Annotated in this window: 11 protein-coding genes and 5 pseudogenes; 9 read left to right on the top strand and 7 right to left on the bottom strand. The window is 67.8% G+C overall.

Features of this window, described 5'->3' with window-relative positions:
• Nucleotides 1–7: 7 nt before the first annotated feature.
• Both ACF1FZ_RS31260 and ACF1FZ_RS31255 read right to left on the bottom strand, forming a co-directional pair.
• Nucleotides 8–245 (bottom strand): annotated as a pseudogene (locus tag ACF1FZ_RS31260) (transposase family protein); the annotation flags it as partial.
• A gap of 54 nt (nt 246–299) precedes the next feature.
• Nucleotides 300–1235: pseudogene (locus ACF1FZ_RS31255) on the bottom strand (flavodoxin-dependent (E)-4-hydroxy-3-methylbut-2-enyl-diphosphate synthase); the annotation flags it as partial.
• 781 nt (nt 1236–2016) lie between these two features.
• Here ACF1FZ_RS31255 and ACF1FZ_RS31250 point away from each other — a divergent pair.
• The 3 genes and pseudogenes from ACF1FZ_RS31250 to ACF1FZ_RS31240 form a co-directional block, all read left to right on the top strand.
• Nucleotides 2017–2928: an SAM-dependent methyltransferase gene (locus ACF1FZ_RS31250; RefSeq protein ID WP_391776749.1), complete on the top strand. Its 912-nt coding sequence runs from the start codon at nt 2017–2019 to the stop codon at nt 2926–2928.
• Between the two features lie 446 nt (nt 2929–3374).
• Nucleotides 3375–4205, top strand: a complete 831-nt coding sequence (locus ACF1FZ_RS31245) for a methyltransferase domain-containing protein (RefSeq protein ID WP_391776748.1) — start codon at nt 3375–3377, stop codon at nt 4203–4205.
• Nucleotides 4206–4616: 411 nt separating this feature from the next.
• Nucleotides 4617–5012 (top strand): annotated as a pseudogene (locus tag ACF1FZ_RS31240) (IS5/IS1182 family transposase); the annotation flags it as partial.
• On the opposite strand, the pseudogene ACF1FZ_RS31235 reads toward ACF1FZ_RS31240, so the two are convergent.
• A pseudogene (locus ACF1FZ_RS31235) lies at nt 4991–5227 on the bottom strand (transposase); the annotation flags it as partial. The pseudogenes ACF1FZ_RS31240 and ACF1FZ_RS31235 overlap by 22 nt on opposite strands.
• 168 nt (nt 5228–5395) lie before the next feature.
• Nucleotides 5396–6640 carry a cytochrome P450 gene (locus ACF1FZ_RS31230; protein ID WP_391776747.1) on the bottom strand — a complete coding sequence of 415 codons (1245 nt, stop codon included), beginning with the start codon at nt 6638–6640 and terminating at the stop codon, nt 5396–5398.
• 1137 nt (nt 6641–7777) lie between these two features.
• Here ACF1FZ_RS31230 and ACF1FZ_RS31225 point away from each other — a divergent pair.
• From ACF1FZ_RS31225 to pabB, 6 genes are all read left to right on the top strand, one after another.
• The gene (locus ACF1FZ_RS31225) at nt 7778–8932 is read left to right on the top strand and encodes a cytochrome P450 (RefSeq protein WP_391776746.1); all 1155 of its coding nucleotides are present in this window, start codon (nt 7778–7780) and stop codon (nt 8930–8932) included.
• A gap of 79 nt (nt 8933–9011) precedes the next feature.
• On the top strand, nt 9012–9839 hold the full coding sequence (locus ACF1FZ_RS31220) for a 4-hydroxybenzoate octaprenyltransferase (RefSeq protein WP_391776745.1): 828 nt from the start codon (nt 9012–9014) through the stop codon (nt 9837–9839).
• Nucleotides 9840–9853: 14 nt separating this feature from the next.
• Complete coding sequence (locus tag ACF1FZ_RS31215) at nt 9854–10684, top strand: arylamine N-acetyltransferase (RefSeq protein ID WP_391776744.1); 831 nt, start codon at nt 9854–9856, stop codon at nt 10682–10684.
• On the top strand, nt 10681–10992 hold the full coding sequence (locus tag ACF1FZ_RS31210) for a hypothetical protein (RefSeq protein ID WP_391776743.1): 312 nt from the start codon (nt 10681–10683) through the stop codon (nt 10990–10992). The genes ACF1FZ_RS31215 and ACF1FZ_RS31210 overlap by 4 nt, the downstream gene beginning before the upstream one ends.
• Nucleotides 10993–11009: 17 nt before the next feature.
• On the top strand, nt 11010–12032 hold the full coding sequence (locus ACF1FZ_RS31205; RefSeq protein ID WP_391776742.1) for a diiron oxygenase: 1023 nt from the start codon (nt 11010–11012) through the stop codon (nt 12030–12032).
• Nucleotides 12033–12060: 28 nt separating this feature from the next.
• Nucleotides 12061–14166 carry an aminodeoxychorismate synthase component I gene (gene pabB / locus ACF1FZ_RS31200; protein WP_391776741.1) on the top strand — a complete coding sequence of 702 codons (2106 nt, stop codon included), beginning with the start codon at nt 12061–12063 and terminating at the stop codon, nt 14164–14166.
• A 920-nt stretch (nt 14167–15086) separates the two neighbouring features.
• Here the strand turns inward: pabB and ACF1FZ_RS31195 are convergent.
• The 3 genes and pseudogenes from ACF1FZ_RS31195 to ACF1FZ_RS31185 all read right to left on the bottom strand — a co-directional run.
• The gene (locus ACF1FZ_RS31195) at nt 15087–15395 is read right to left on the bottom strand and encodes an SCO5918 family protein (protein WP_391776740.1); all 309 of its coding nucleotides are present in this window, start codon (nt 15393–15395) and stop codon (nt 15087–15089) included.
• Between the two features lie 51 nt (nt 15396–15446).
• The gene (locus tag ACF1FZ_RS31190) at nt 15447–15851 is read right to left on the bottom strand and encodes a CBS domain-containing protein (RefSeq protein ID WP_391776739.1); all 405 of its coding nucleotides are present in this window, start codon (nt 15849–15851) and stop codon (nt 15447–15449) included.
• A 46-nt stretch (nt 15852–15897) separates the two neighbouring features.
• A pseudogene (locus ACF1FZ_RS31185) lies at nt 15898–16140 on the bottom strand (ATP-dependent helicase); the annotation flags it as partial.

The following is a 16140-nucleotide window of genomic DNA, read 5'->3' as shown; positions in this document are numbered from 1 at the left end:
CATGGTCCGAGCCGGACGGATGCAGGGCGAGGACGGCTTGGACGAGGGCGGTGATTCGAGTGGTGGAGCACCGCAGTGCGTGGAGCGGACGCCAGGTCTTCAGTGTGCCCACGGTCTGCTCGACGGGGGCGCGGATCTTCGCACGGAACCGGTTCCCGCCCTTCCGGTCCGGGGAAGGGTTCATCCCGTCGGCTCCGATACGGACTGCGGACCGTGCCGTCGGCCCCGGCGAGTCCCTTGTCGGCCCGGTTACCGGGGCTGCCCCGTACCGCGGCACAGCCGGCGTCGATAACGGCGCACACGTACCTCGGCTGGAAGCGGATGTCAGCGAGCGCCGGGATGCCCGGCTTGCGGGCGCTCGCCGGCAGCGCGGCCGCGTCGTCCGCCGAGGGCCCGACGATCCGTCGGCCCGCCGTGGTGAGTTCGGCGATCTGCTGCGGCGCGGCGTCGATGTCGGTGGTGGACGTGGCGGTCATCGACCGCACCGACACCGGCACGACGCCACCGTACCCGCCATGCCTGGCGGGAGGCCCACCGCGTAGCCACGGGGAGCAGGGCCTCGACCACGCGTGGGAAGGACGTTTCCGCATCGACGGTCGCCGGTATTCCTCCCCGAGTGAGCCGGCCAGGTGCCGGAGTCGTCGATGACCGCCGGTGGTCGGCTCGTAGGAACGCTGATTGTCGTTGAGTACGACGACGAGCGACCGCTGCGGCCCGCCCGCGATGGTGTTGAGCGCTTCCCGGGCCCTGCCGCCGAGCCTGCGCGCCACCCCGACCATCCGGATCGAGGTGCTGGAGTTGGCCGAACCGGCCACCGGCACCAGGTCGCACCGGTCCCCGATGCCCCTGATGCCGTCCTGACGGTTCTGGCCGGCGTAACAGATGCCGTCACTGGCGGACCCAGCACAGGTCGGTGAACCTGCGCTGGAGCACGGCGATGATGTCCCCGGTACCGCCCACCGAGAGCGTGATCCGGGTGAGGCAGGCGACCGGCGCGTGGGGAGGTCCGGTGCTTCCGCCCCGGCGACCGTTTCGACGATGACCGTCCGGTCGGGAGCGTTCCCGTAGGTGCCCTCGACCTCCTCGCGGCCCGCGTGGCCGATCAGCAGCAACGTCCGCCCGTCGCGGGCGGACCGGCGGGCCTGCTGATGCGCCTCGGCCGCCGGGGCAGGTCGCGTCGAACACCTCCAGCCCACGCGCGTCCGCGTCCCGCCGCACCTGCGGCGAGACACCATACGCGGAAGAAGACACACACCGCGCCCTCCGGCGCCTCCTCTTCGGAACCGACGAACCGGACACCCCGGTGCTCGGACTCGCGCGCCACGTAGTGGTTGTGCACGATCTCCTTGCGGACGCAGACCGGCGCGCCCAGCTGTTCCAGCGCGAGGTCGATGACGGTTGTCGTCCGGCGGCCCCAGCACAAAAACTCCGCGGCTCGGTCGGCAAGACCCGCTTACCGCCACTCATCCCACTCCGTTCCGCGCCACGACGTCCGCATCGGAATGCCTGACCCGCGCCACCGGACAGGGCATCCACGCCGGCCGGTGGAAACCGAAGCCCTCTCGGGAGGCCTTGTTCAGCGTTGGCCGCCGGCTTAACAGCCGGACCCGAACTACGACCTTGGACGCCGCCCAGCGGCAACCAATCCACAGAGTAGTCCAAATCCAGCCCTGCACCGCCCTCTTTGGGGTTTTTCCTAAACCAGAGAGTGCGTGCGCCACATCGTTGACACGGCCGGAGCCGCCCTCCAGGATGGAATCCAATAGCTGCCACTCGATTTCGGTACCACTCGGGATTCCGGATCATGAGGGTGGCTTCACGGATTGCCTACGTGCCTCAGTACCGGGTGACTCTCGCACATGCGAAAGGTACAGGCACAGTTGATTAACGTGTAATCCGGTCTGGCGATCCTTGCCGAACCAGGCATCCTCGCCGAAGCCGCGGCGAGCGCAGCACAACGCTCAAAGCAGGCCATTCGCCAACGTCGTCGGCATCCGAGCTCTGGAGGAGTGACCCGTGTCGAATCTGGATGGGCTTACAAGTTCACCTCACACAGCGCTGGACCCTCAGGATGAGGTGAAAATAGTTGGCCAGTACTACGACGACAAGACAGCCAGACTTGTTCGCAAATACGGACCTGGGCCCAGGATTCACTACCATGTGGGTTACTACCCTTCCTCCGAAGCGCCGTCGCGTACTGACGATGTGACGCCGGATGCCATTCGCGGCAGCATACGGCGCCACCAGGAGGATTTGCTGCGGTATGCGGCCAAGGTCTGGGACGCCGAACAGCGACTGTCAGGCAGGATCCTGGATGTCGGCTGCGGCCTCGGCGGGGGCTCGCTCTTCTGGGCGCAGGAATACGGCGCCGACGTCACGGCAGTCACCAACGCCCCGGAACACGCGCCGGTGGTCGACGGGTTCGCGCGGGAATGCGGTGTGGACGGGAGGGTCCGCACACTGGTCAGCGATGCGAAGCGCCTGCCCTTGGACGGCGGCCCCTATGACGCAGCAGTAGCGATCGAGAGCAGCGGATATTTCGACCGTCCTCTGTGGTTCGAGCGTCTGGCACGCGTGCTTCGTCCGGGCGCGAGTGTGTGCATCGAGGAAGTGTTCATCACACGCCCTCACGGGGCCGATGTGTGGGCCGAATACTTCTACACAAAACCGGCTACGGTGCTCGACTACGTAAAGGCGGCACAGGCCGCGGGTTTCGAATTGGTCGATGACGTCGACGCTACGTCAGAAACCGCGCCTTTCTGGGAGGAGAGTACCGCCTGGACGAAGGCGGTACTGGACAGCGACAGCAGCCTCTCACCAGTTGACCGCAGGCAGCTGAGGATATCTCTGCTGGCTAACCAGGCGCTTGGCGCTGAATGGCGAGACGGGGGCGTGCGGCTGGGTTTCTTGCGTTTCGAGCTGAAGTGAGCAAGGGACGATAAAAGACGCTGAAAATCCGCACGGAATCCGGAGCGCTCGACACCTGATGGCTTATGTGGTTATGAGCGGATCAAGCAGGCGCTGGGCTGGGGATCGCCCAGCCCAGCGGGTTTCCGCCCTTCTTTCAATGTGACCGCCGAAGTCCAGGGCGGTTGACCAGGATCTTCGCCACAGGAGGGCCCGCCATCGGCCGGCACGGGCCAGTTCGTGGTCAGCGACCGGTACGCGAAGGGCACCGCGGACAAGCTCACCGTCCGGGCAGACGGCGGCGACCGGCCGGCCGGGCTGCGGAAGCCGCGCCGCACCGTGAGAGCCCTGGGGACGACGGGCAGGACCTGCGGTGGCGTACCGACACGATCATTCGCGGGCTCACCGCCGGTAGAGCTGAATCACCGTCGGCTTCCCGCCGCCTTCACAACGATACGGAGTTCCTCATGACGCTCGGACAGTCTCCCGCTCACAGCGATGTCCTCAACGTGTACGACGGGTTCGGCCGGATCTACGGTTCCGCGTGGGGCCCCAACATCCACTACGGCTACTGGGAGAACGACGCCGACGACAGCTCCGTCGAACAGGCCACGGACCGTCTGACCGACCTGATGATCTCAGGCCTCGCCGCACAACCCGGCCAACGGGTCCTGGACATCGGCTGCGGCATCGGCTACCCCGCACTGCGACTCGTCCGCACTTCCGACGTGGACGTGGTGGGCATCACCATCAGCCGGATCCAGGTGGCGGATGCGACGAAACTCGCGGCCGAGGCCGGGCTCACCGACCGGGCCACGTTCCAGTTCGGGGATGCGATGGACATGCCCTTCCCCGACGGTTCGTTCGACGCGGCCTGGGCGTTCGAGTCGATGTGGCACATGCCCGACCGCGGCCAGGTGATCTCCGAGGCCGCCCGCGTCCTGCGCCCCGGCGGCCGCCTCGCGATCGCCGACGTCATCCAGCGGGACCCGGTCAGCCCTGAGGGACGCGTGGTCCTGGACCATGTCGTCGAGCACTACGGGGTGCACTCCTTGGGCACTGTGGACGAATACCGGACGGCGCTGGCCGGCAACGGTTTCGTCGACGTGGAGATCACCGACATCACCGACAACGTCATCCGCACCCTTGGGCTCATGGCCGACGCCGTGGACACCGTCCGCGACAAGCTGGCCGAACTGGTCGGCGAGGAACAGGCCACCTCGCTCCTCGACTTCATGCGCAAGTTCGGGTCCGTCCCGGAGAGCGGCTACCTCTTCCTTACCGCGGTCCGCGCCTGACCGTGAGCACCGCCCCCGGGCGTCTCATGGCGTGAGGCTGTGGCAGAGGTCCTCTCTGGCACTTCCTGAGCAGGTGGGCTTCCTCGATTCGGCCGCCGCTCGAATGAGGACCGGTAAAGCGCGACGGTCTAAGGGCTGTCCCGCACTTCCTGGTGGATCAGCGCGCGGCGTCAGATGCGGTGCATCGCAAGGCGGAGAGGCGCCCGCGTACTGGATGTATCCGGGCGTTTCGACAACGCGGCGAGGTGCCGTGGCTGTCGTCGTGCGCCCGCCAGGAAGCGTGGGACAGCCCTTAGGCTCCCGAGCTGTTGATCGAGATGTCTGACGTCTCCATCACGCTGCTCGGGGGCCTCGTCCGTTTCCAGCCCCACCGCACTCGGCCTGCTCCATCCGCGCGTGGACCAGGCCACCATGCTCGTCGCCACCCGTGAAGGTGGCCGACGCTGCGAGCTCCGTCCGTCTCAACACGCGAGGGGCACTGGTGCACCCGCGCGAACACACCACCCTGGCGAAGATCGCCGCCGGGTTCGGGAGCGGCGACTCCACCACCCACACCTGCACCGTCACGGTCATCCATCTGCCCGCCGAACACGCGCCGGGTACGCGGAAGACGCCGCGCACGAACCTGGCGTCGTCCTGCTCGACGGTACTCCCGGCGAGTGCGGCCGGGTCGGCGACGGACGGGCCGGGTGGCACCGCCGCCACGGAGTGAACGCGCAGGTCGTCACGGACGCCGACGGCCGGCCGCTGTGGCTCTCGTCCGCCCTGCCGGGCGACGTCCACGACCTGACCGGCAGTGGATCCCATGGCGACTGGTTCACGAACCGCTGCAGGGCCTGCATGGTGCCGTCCGGCAGCCGATCCGCCATCGGCTGGATCGTCTTGCGCCCTCCGTCCAGCATCAGACCTCGCAGATAACACTCACCCCGCCGCCGTTGATCCCGCCGGGACGACGTCCCGAACACATCGGCAACGAACTCCGCCCACTTGCCCCGGAGCCGTTCCTCCTCCCCCGGCCTCATACAAGGAAGACGCTCCTCACCAGGCGGGATACCCGGTGACGAAGTATCACCAGCCAGCGTCGTGACCCGTGGCACTCAGGGTTTTCCCTTCGATGCCGTCGGACAAGTGAGTTCTGCGGGGGGGCGGCGTGTCCTCCGGATCTCCCGACAACCGCCCGGATGCCCCTGTCACCGCTGCCGCACCCGCAACTCGGTCAACGCCCGAAGCGGAAACACTGGTCGGTGACGCGGCAGCGGCCCTGGTGCCAGGGTCAGGCCTGGCATCCTGGTGGCGAGGGCCTGTATCGCGATCTCCAGTTCCGCGCGGGCGAATCCGGCTCCGAGGCAGAAATGGATGCCGTGGCCGAACGCGAGATGCGAGGCGGACCCACTGCCTGGACTGAACGCGACCGGACACGCGGAGGAGTGACTGCCCCGGCCGGCCGCTCCGTACAGCAGAAGTAGTCGGCTCCCCGCGGCCAGGTGGACGTCGCCGACCACGACGTCGTTGACAGCGGTCCGGTACATGCCCGCCAGCGGACTGTCGAACCGCAGCCCTTCCTCGACGAGGTCCCGTGTGGCGATCGTCCCGTCGGCCACCTCGGCCCAGCCGCCGGGTGCCTGGAACTGCTGGAAGAGGATGGTGCCGAGCGCCTCGGCACAGGTCATGTGTCCCGCGAAGATCAGTGTGGGGATCATGACGGAAGCCTCGTCGGCGGTGAGTGTGCGGCCTGCCTTGCCCTCGTGGAGCAGTTCACTGATCAGGTCGTCCTGCGGCGAGGCGAGCCGGTCCTGCACGAGCGACCGGGCGAACGCTCCGAATTCCATCAGCCCACGGGCGTATTCACGCAGCCGGTCGAGATCGGTGTGGCCCCGCACCATCATGAGTTCGATGCGCTGCTCGGACCACGTGCGGCAGCGGTCGAGGTACTCGTCCGGGATCCCAAGGCGCCGGCCGATCACCTCGAGGGAGTACGGAACCGCGAACTCCGTGATGAAGTCGAACTCCTCCGCGACCGCGACCCGCTCGGCGAGATCGGTGGCGATAGCGCGGATCGTGGGTTCGAACGCTCTGACCCTGGTCGGCGTGAACCCCACATTGAGTACTTCCCTGATCCTGGTGTGCTCGGGAGGGTCGAGCGAGCCGACAGCCAGAGCATCAGCCCCGCGCCACGTGCGCAGCATCCGGCTCACGTCCTCGGGCAACGTGACCGCGGGGCGGGGATTGTGGTCGCGTGCCGAGAAGTTCCGGTCGTCCCGCAGCACGGCAACCATGTCCTCGCGCCGGGTGACGCACCACGCGCCGAGCAAAGGAGCGTAGAACACCGGTTCCGTCTCTCCGATGCCGGCCAGAAATGAATACGGGTCGTCGCGATGCGCGCCATACGGGTCGAACGACCTGTTCTCATGCAGTTGCCCCGAATCAACAGACATCGCCATTCCACCTCTCAAACTTTCTGTGAGCCATTCCCGGCAATGGTCAGTGACGTTGTGTGACATCGCTCGGCCTGGGAGCTGTTCAGCGGCCTCGGCAAGGCCGACCCGGCCGAAGCGTGACAGTTCTTCGCCATTTCATCTCCGTGGTGTACGGGGGAGGTCCAGGCCTTCGTCCCTGCGACCGTTTCGACGATGACCGTCCGGTCGGGAGCGTGCCCGTAGGCGCCCTCGGCCTCCTCGTGTCCCGCATGGCCGATCAGCAGCAACGTCCACCCGTCGCGAGCGGACCGGCGGGCTCTCCTGGTGCGTCCCGCCGCCGGGGGCAGGTCGCGTCGAGCACCTCCAGCCCACGTGCGTCCGCGTCCCGCCGCACCCGCGGCGAGACACCGATGCGGAGAAGGCACACACCGCTCGGCCGGCAAGACCCGCTCACCGCCACTCATCCCACTCCGTTCCGCGCCACGACGTCCGCGTCGGAACGCCTGACCCGCGCCACCGAACAGGGCATCCACGCCGGCCCGTGGAAACCGAAGCCCTCTCGGGAAGCCTTGTTCACCGTTGGACGCCGGCTCGACAGCCGGACCCGAACTACGGCCTTGGACGCCGCCCAGCGGCAACCAATCCGCAGAGTAGTCCAAATCCAGCCCTGCGCCGCCTTCTTTGGGGTTTTTCCTAAACCCGAAGATGCGCACGCCGCATCGTTGACACGACCAGGGCCGCCCACCAGGATGGCAGTCAGAACGATCACGCAAATTCCGATGCAACACCCCGGTTTCGCATTGCGCACAGACGCAGGAGTCGCCCACGCATCGACCTGTAGTGGTGCCGGGTGATCAGGAGCTTCAGGAAAGCGCTCATCCATCCCTGGCTAGCCGAAATTCCATCGCACGGCGACGCAGGGGTAAGGGCTGAAAAGATATTTACGCAACATATCCAGCGCAGTGATTTTCAGTGGTGTGATTCGTGAACCTCATGCGCGTAGCTTCTGACCGGTAAGAGGCTGGTCGGCGAGTTCGCCCTCCTCGTTCCCCGACGAACATCGGGACGACGCGCTCCAGTACGTCGTGACCTTCTTCGACACGGTGGTCCGAACCTCGATTCCGGCGGAGGCCGTCAGTGAGTACCCCAGCTCAATTGCCTTTCGAGCAGACGAATGTGCTGCACCTCGCGTCAGGGCTGCGCACGCTCCAGTCCCAGGGCGCGGTTCATCGGGTTCGTACCGCCGAGGGAGACGAGGCGTGGCTGGTCACCGGCCATGCCTGGGTGAGGAAGTTGCTCGACGACGACCGGCTCAGCCGCTCGAATCCCGATCCGCGGGCTGCGGCGAAGGACAGCGGTTCTGCGATTCTCGCCGGTCTGCTGGGCGACTTCGCCACCGACCACGCCCGGTTGCGGGCGCTGCTGGAGCCGCATTTCTCACCCGAGCGGATGCTGGCGCTGCGGCCCTACGTCGAAGAGGTGACCGGGCAGCTTCTGGACGGAATGGCCGGCCAGAAGCCACCGGTGGACCTACGCGAGGCGTTGGCGCTGTCGCTGCCGATCCAGGTGATGTGCAAGTGGCTGGGCGTGCCCCAGGAGGACAAGGACCGGTTCGGGGGCTGGACCCAGGACGCCGCCGGCGTCGGGGACCCGGTCAGGTCCAAGCAAGGGCTGAGTGAGCTGTTCGCCTATTGCAAACAACTTGTCGCTGACAAGCGGCGAAACCCGGGCGATGACGCGATCTCCAGGATCTGCGCGACCGAAGGGATCAACGACAACGAGGTCATCGGACTGACGGCGTTGTTGCTGTTCGGTGGTTACGAGACCACGGTGGCCCGGATCGGCACCTGTGTGTCGCTGTTGCTGGCCGACCCCGAGCAGTGGAAGGCGTTGTTGCGCGACCCGGGTCTCATCCCCGGCGCGGTCGAGGAAACCCTGCGGATGTCGATGCCCAATCCGCACACCGGCGGCATGCCCCGTTACGCGCTGACGGACTTCGAGATCGACGGGGTCACCATCCGGACCGGTGACTTCGTGCTGCTGAACATCATCGCGGCCAATCACGACGAGACGGCCTTCGCCGGCCCCGACCGCATCGATGTCACTCGCGACACCACGGGCAGTCTCGCGTTCGGGCACGGTGCGCACTACTGCGTCGGCGCGACGCTGGCCCGGATGCAGCTGCAGGTGGTGCTCACCCAGCTCGTCACGCGATTCCCGACCATGCGGCTGGCTGTCGGTGTGGATGAACTGAGACTGCGCCTCAACACGCTGATCGGCGGGTTGATCCAACTTCCGGTGACATGGTGATCGGGTCCTGATGCTGCACGAAATATCTAGAGGCGTAGTCACGAAGAGCCCCACTCCAGTCCGCGTGTACCTCCTGTTGATGCGACTGGACAGGCCCACGGGATACGTGCTCTACCTGCTCCCGGGACTGTGGGCTGTCGCCCTTGCGTCCGGGCGACGGCCGGACCCGCTGGCGGTGGTGCTTCTCGCCGTCGCTGCGGTGCTGGTTCGCGGCGCTGCCTGCGCGGTCAACGACGTGATCGACAGGGACGTGGACGCCCGAGTCGCCCGCACCGTGTCGCGTCCTGTCGTGTCGGGGACGGTCAGCGTCAAGAACGCACTCCTGTTCGCCGCCGCACAGGCCGTGGTCGCACTGCTGGTCCTGGCGGTGGTGAACGTGGAGACATCCCTGGTCGCCGCGGCCTCGTACCCGCTGATCGTCGCGTACCCCTACATGAAGCGCGTCTTCTTCTGGCCCTCGGCGTTCCTGGCGCTGGTGATGAGCGTCTACTCGCTGATCGGCTGGACAGCGGCGGCCGGAAGCGCCGACTACCCGCTCGCGGTGTACGGCCTGTACGCCGGTGGGGCCTTCTGGACCCTGATTCACGACGCGATCTACTCCCATCAGGACAAGGAGTACGACCGCCAGATCGGTGTCAAGTCTTCCGCTCTGCTGTTCGGCAAGGCCACCAAGGCGTGGCTGGCGGTCTTCGCCGTGCTCAGTGTCGGCGGCGTGCTGTGGGCCGGTTCTCAGACGTCGATGGGGTGGGCGTTCTACCTGATCCTCGCACTCGCGGGAATCTACCTGTCCTACCTGATCGTACGTGTGGACCTGGACGACCCGAAATCGTGCTGGGACGCCTTCGTTTCCAACACCTACTTCGGCTGGCTCATTCTCGCGGCCATGGTCGCCGGGCAGTTCACATGAAGGGTGAGCTACATATGACAGATTCGATGTGGCAGGGCGGTGGCGTCGACCTGGACGCCTACCTGGCCCGCGTGGGCTACCAGGGCGGCGTGGCTGCGGACCTCTCCACACTGCGCGGCCTGCACGCCGCCCATGTCGACGCGATCGCCTTCGACAACCTCGACGCGCTGTTCGGCAGCACGGCGGTACCGCTCGACCTGGACAGCGTCCAGGACAAGATCGTGCGACGGGGCCGCGGTGGCTGGTGCCTGGAGCAGGTCGTGCTGATGGCGGCCGTGCTCGACCGCATCGGGTTCACGTTCACGGCGCTCGCCGGCCGAACGCGGATCCGCACCGGGAACAAGTTCGGGCCGGCCCTCCACGTGGCCCTGTGCGTGGAGCTCGACGGCGAACGCTGGCTCCACGACGTGAGTTTCGGTGCCTACGGACCGCACGAGCCGATCCGGATCGCGGAGGAAGCACAGCTGGACGGCGACTGGTCGTTCGATCTCGAACGAGAGTCGACCGGTGAACACGTGCTGCGGTTCCTGCGGCCGGAAGGACCGGCCGAGCTCTACGGCTTCACCACGGACGTGCGCTATCCCTCGGACTTCGAGCTCCTCAACCACTTCTGCCTCACGCATCCGCGCTCACCGTTCAACCACCAGATGGTCCTCCAGCGCACACAGCCCGAAGTGAGGCACCTCCTCGCCGGTAGCACTCTCACGGAAATGCGTCCCGCGAGGCCGGCGACCTTCCGGGAACTCGACAAGGACGAGATGCTTTCCGCTCCCGAGGAGCTCTTCGGGATCACCTTGGAACCCGGCGACGTCCAGACGCTCCGGAAATTCTTGGGCGGTCCGTGATGCGTACCCCACTGCTGGACAACCGCTGTCCCGCGGAATTCGAGCTCCTCAACCACTTCTGCCCGGGCCGCCCCCGCTCGCCCTTCAGCCACCGGCTGGTCCTCCAGCGCACCCAGCCGGCGGTGTGGCACGTGCCCATCGGGAAAACCCTCACCGCGATCCGGGCCGGCGTGGCACCGGTGCACCGCGGACTCGGTGTGGAAGGGGTCCTCTCCGCCCCGGAGCAGGTCTTCGGCGTCGCGCTGGAACCGGACGAGATCGAATCCCTCAGGACCAAGACCGGCGCCGTGCGCGCCGGACGGCTCTGACCTGGACCGAGGTCACCATGAACGACATACCCAACGAGACGGACCCCGGCGCGTTCACCGTGGCGCGACGGCTCCGGTCGCTCCCGGAGCACGACCCGCACGACGCGGTGGAGAACGCCGTCCTCAGCAGGCTCGCGGGCAACTGGCACCGGCGTGCCACGGTCAAGCAAGAGGAGCCGAACCTGGACGACGTCTTCGAACTGGACCGGCCGGACTTCCCCGAGGCCCTGCTGCCCTTCCGCGAACACCCCACCTATCTCGCGCTCGACGACGGTATGAAGGCGCGGATTCTCGCGTGGGGGTGGATCTCGTTCAACAAGAACATCATGGACATCGAGCAGCACGTGGTGAACCCGGGCCTCGCCCTGGTCACGCAGGGCGTCTTCGACACGGGCATCGACAGCGAGGCCATGACGCTCGCGGTCACCCAGGCCATGGTCGACGAGCAGTACCACACGCTGATGCACCTCAACGCGAGTGCCGTGACGCGCCGCAAGCGCGGCTGGCGGATGCCCGAGACGGCGCTGCCCCTCGCATACAAGGCGCGCAGGCAGGCGCACCGGCTCGCCGGCGCCGGGACGGACGAGGAGCGGGCTCTGGTGTCGCTCGCCTTCACCACGGTCGCGGAGATCTCGGTCAACGCCCACCTGGACCTCGTCGCCGAGAGCCACGGGATCCAGCCCGTGAACCGTATGACGGCCGTCCTGCACAACCGCGACGAGTACTGCCACGCCTCGATCGCGGACACCCTCGCCCAGGAGGCGTGGAAGCACTTCTCCCCCGGGCAGCGCGACTACTTCCTCGCCGCGCTGGCCGACGGGATGGAGGCCTTCGCCGCGCACGACTTCACCACCTGGGCGAGGATCCTGGACCTGCTCGACGTGGAGGGGGGCGAGGAGATGCTGCGGGACCTCAGCAGCGCTTCCGGGGGCAAGCGGCTCCTCCAGGACTTCAGCGGGTTGCGGCAGCTGTGCCAAGAGCTGGACGTCCTGGAGACCCTCCCCTTCGACTGGTCAACGGTGTCGACCCGAACCCCCTGACCGCCACCCCACCCAAGGTGCTGACCCCATGCGCGTCCTGCTCATCGACAACTACGACTCCTACACCTACAACCTGTACCAGTTGCTGGCAAAGGTGTACGGCGTCGCCCCCGTCGTCGTACGCAACGATGCCGGGGCCCGGGACCGGTTCGACCCGCACGGCTTCGACGCCGCGGTCATCTCCCCGGGCCCCGGCCACCCGGCGCTCCCCCGTGACTTCGGCCGCTCCCGCGATGTCCTGGAGAACTCCGGGCTGCCGGTCCTGGGGGTGTGCCTGGGACACCAGGGCGTGGGTCTGCTGTCGGGCGCGCCGGTCACACCCGCGCCGGAGCCCCGGCACGGTTACCTGTCCACGATCCGGCACAGTGGTACGGATCTCTTCGTCGGCATCCCGCAGGACTTCACCGCCGTGCGCTACCACTCGCTGAGCGTCGCCGAACCCGTGCCCGCGCACCTGGAGGTCACCGCGCGCGCCGAGGACGGCGTGATCATGGGCCTGGCCCACCGCGAACGGCCTTGGTGGGGCGTGCAGTTCCACCCGGAGTCGATCTGCACGGAGCACGGCGCCCGCCTCGTGACCAACTTCCGGGACCTGGCACTGGCGGGGCGCGACAGCGGTACGGGCCCGTACGAGGGGCGGGCCGAGGCCGCGCCCGTACCGGTCGCGGCCTCGGGCGCGTCATCGCCTCGGCTGCGCGCGGAGTACGACGTCCTGGACCGGGCCGTGGACGCGGAGGCCGCGTACCTGGCGCTGTACGGGACGAGCACCCGCGCCTTCTGGCTCGACAGCTCGCACGTGGAACCCGGTCTGGCCCGCTTCTCGTTCTTCGGCGCCGCCGAGGAGCCGGGAGCGGAGATGCTGACCTACCGCGTCGAGGACGGGCACACCGTCGTGGACCACCCGGACGGCACCTCGCGCCGGGAGGACGGCAGCGTCTTCGACGCGCTCGACCGCCGCACCGGCCGCGTGGTCGAGGGGGCCGGTGAGCTCCCCTTCGACTTCACCGGTGGTTACGTCGGCTACTTCGGCTACGAACTGAAGGCCGACCTCGGCGGGCGGCGCGCCCACCGGTCAAGGACCCCGGACGCCGTGTGGCTCCAGGCGGACCGCTTCATCGCCGTGGACCACGCCGAGAACCGCACGTACGTCGTCGCCGTCTGCGAGCAGCAGGACTCCGACGCCGCGCAGAAATGGATCAGAACGGTCGTCCCCGTCCTGGCCGAACTTCCCGCCGCGCACGCGGACGCCTCCGCCCCGCCGCCCCCCGAGCAGCACGACGCCTCGGCATGGCTGGCGCGCCCGCGCGCACAGTACCTGGCGGACATCCAGGAGTGCGACCGCAGGTTGCGCGAGGGCGTGAGCTACGAGATCTGCCTCACCACCAACCTGCATCTGCCCGCACCGGCCGACGACATCGCCTACTACCGGCGCCTGCGGCGACTCAACCCCGCCCCCTACGCGGCGTTGCTGCGCCTCGGCGACCTCGTGGTGTTCAGCTCCTCACCCGAACGGTTCCTCAAGGTGGACGCCGCCCGTACGGTGGAGGCGAAGCCGATCAAGGGCACGGCGCCCCGGCACCCGGACCCGGACACCGACGAGGCCACGCGCCGTGCCCTGTGCACGGATCCCAAGACACGCGCCGAGAACCTGATGATCGTGGACCTGCTCCGCAACGACCTCGGGCAGATCTGCGAGATCGGTACCGTCACCGTCCCCTCGCTCATGGCGGTGGAGTCCTACGCCACCGTGCACCAGCTCGTCTCCACCGTCACCGGCACCCTGCGCGAGGGCAGTTCCGCCGTGGACGCGGTCCGGGCCTGCTTCCCCGGCGGGTCCATGACCGGGGCACCGAAACTACGCACCATGGAGATCATCGACGACCTGGAGGGCGAGGCTCGCGGCGTCTACTCCGGCGCCATCGGCTTCGTCGGCTACACGGGCACGGCGGACCTGAGCATCACCATCCGCACCGCCGTCCGCCATGACGGCGAACTGACCATCGGCGCGGGCGGCGCCATCGTCCTCGACTCCGACCCGGAGGCCGAGTACGAGGAAATGCTCCTCAAGGCCCAGACCACCCTGCGCGCACTGCCGAAGGAGACGTACACACGCGGGGAGACCGGCAGGCGGTGACGCGCACCGGCCGCGGGCGAGCAAGCGGCAGACCTGGCCGGTGCCGCCTCGGACGGCTCGACGGCCTCGGCCTCGGTCATGTCGTTGCCGGTCATCGATGCATCTTCCATGATCGGGAGTTACACCGGACGTTTCGCGGTCCCGGACCGCATGAGGCGCCGTCCACATCGTCCGCGCCGGCGCACTCGATCTCACGGCGAAGCCGCTCGGTGCGGTTTCGTCGTGACACAGCTCCACGCGGAAGTCCCGTCAGGATGGCTCCCGGCGGGGCTCCGCCGTGTCACAGCCCCTATCGACAGGGTCCTGGCTGCGACTGGCCGACCAGGTGAAACACCTGGCGGGCGGTGTAGCGTTCCGAGGAAGCGGACGAGGTCGCGTCGGATTCTGCCCTGCGTGAGTCGGCCTTCGCAGTACTCCTGGGCGCGCACCATCGCGGTCCTCTCCCGCGTCCTTCAGGCGTTCTGAATCTTCGGCCTGCCGTTCGTGCTCACCCAGGGCGGCACGGGTACGGCCCCCCAGTCGGTGGCCGTCATCGGCTGCCGGCTCCTCTTCCGGAACCTCGGCTTCGGAGGCGGCGCCGCCGTCGCGGTCACCAGCGCTTGTTCCCGCGGGTCTCCCGCACGCATCGCCTGGTGAATTCTCCACCCGTCTCCGAAGTTCTCACAAAAGGACGAACCGCCCGCACGTCTTCGCTTCCATGCCGCCCGGGGCCCTCAGGGCACGGCGGGAATTCCGGAGACGGGTGGAATACGCCGTGTTGCGATCAGGGACGTCAGCGCCTGGACCGTGGGCGACTTCAGCCATTCCGACCTCTGAGCAGACACTGCGGCCGGAAGCCATAGCAAGCGGTGTGGGCCCGGCCGGCGTACCGGTCGGGCCCACACCGGTGTTCAGGTGCCGGCTCGCGTCTTACCTGCCGGTCAGACGGACGCGGGGGTGCCGAGCATCGCGGAAGCTTGCTGGAGCGGGCTGAGGGCGCGCGCGGGTGCGGCCTCGGGAAGGGTGTGGCAGGTGAAGCCGAGCTTGGTCATGGCCCGGAAGACTTCGGCGGCGCTGAAGTCACGTCGGTCCTGGCGGGTGATGACCTGGCCGACCTGCTTGACGGGATAGAGGCGGCGGCCGATGGTCACGGATTCACCGGTGTCCGGTTCGGGCTTGATGCCCTTCATCGATTCCAGCACGCCACTTTTGGTGAGATCGAACGGAAAGCGGGCGATGACGCAGCGCATGTGGCCTCACAGAGGAGAAGGGAAAGCGGTCCGGCCAGGGGGTGAGGCGGGTCAGCTGGAGAGTGCGAGGACGCCCAGAGCGCTGCCTCGCTCGTCGACCACCGGCAGAGCACCGAGCCGGAGGTGGCGCATCGCGAGCCCGGCTTCGGCCGCACTGGTCACGGGTGAGGTGAACGCTCCTCGGTCGCCGAGAATGTCGCGTAGGCGAACCCGGTCCGTGTAGGCGGAGCTGTCCCGGACGGTGGCGAGTTCGGTCTGGGTGACCAGACCGGTGCACTGGCCGTCCTGGTCGCAGACGACGAGTCGGCCCGTGCGCGCGGCGGCCATGACGGCTAGCGCTACCTCGACGCTCATGTCGTCACAGACCTGAGGTCCGGCCGTGTCCATGACTTCGACCACCGCCCTGTGCACGGGGTGGGTGTCCGCCGGACGGTGCTGCATCTGAACGAGCGTCAAAAGGTGCCTCCTACAGAGATGGGTCAGCTTCCTGATCACGAATGTTCTAGGCTGCCGCGTCCACGACGGTCTGGAGCACGGACGCGCGCCGGGTCGCCGAAACGGGGCGGCGTCGACCTCGGGAGGAGACACCGCGCCTGGGGCGTTCGACCACCGGTGCGGTGATCACGACCGGGATGCCAGACGGGATCCGGGCGCCGGTGATGCGGTTCAGCTCGGCCTCGCCGGAGCGGACCTGGGCGACCTGCGGCGTGATGCCGGCGTCGGCCATCAGCCGGGTCATCTCGCG

It is taken from the genome of Streptomyces sp. NPDC014623 (assembly GCF_043088245.1).
Taxonomy (GTDB): domain Bacteria; phylum Actinomycetota; class Actinomycetes; order Streptomycetales; family Streptomycetaceae; genus Streptomyces.
Note: the sequence above shows the minus strand (reverse complement) of the source record. Positions and strands in the feature narration are given on the sequence as shown.

Coding starts and splice junctions, on each gene's coding strand:
- ACF1FZ_RS31195 (WP_391776740.1), bottom strand. CDS start 15,395: ATGCGCTGCGTCATCGCCCGCTTTCCGTTCGATCTCACCAAAAGTGGC.
- ACF1FZ_RS31215 (WP_391776744.1), top strand. CDS start 9,854: ATGACAGATTCGATGTGGCAGGGCGGTGGCGTCGACCTGGACGCCTAC.
- ACF1FZ_RS31230 (WP_391776747.1), bottom strand. CDS start 6,640: ATGTCTGTTGATTCGGGGCAACTGCATGAGAACAGGTCGTTCGACCCG.
- pabB (WP_391776741.1), top strand. CDS start 12,061: ATGCGCGTCCTGCTCATCGACAACTACGACTCCTACACCTACAACCTG.
- ACF1FZ_RS31220 (WP_391776745.1), top strand. CDS start 9,012: ATGCGACTGGACAGGCCCACGGGATACGTGCTCTACCTGCTCCCGGGA.
- ACF1FZ_RS31245 (WP_391776748.1), top strand. CDS start 3,375: ATGACGCTCGGACAGTCTCCCGCTCACAGCGATGTCCTCAACGTGTAC.
- ACF1FZ_RS31205 (WP_391776742.1), top strand. CDS start 11,010: ATGAACGACATACCCAACGAGACGGACCCCGGCGCGTTCACCGTGGCG.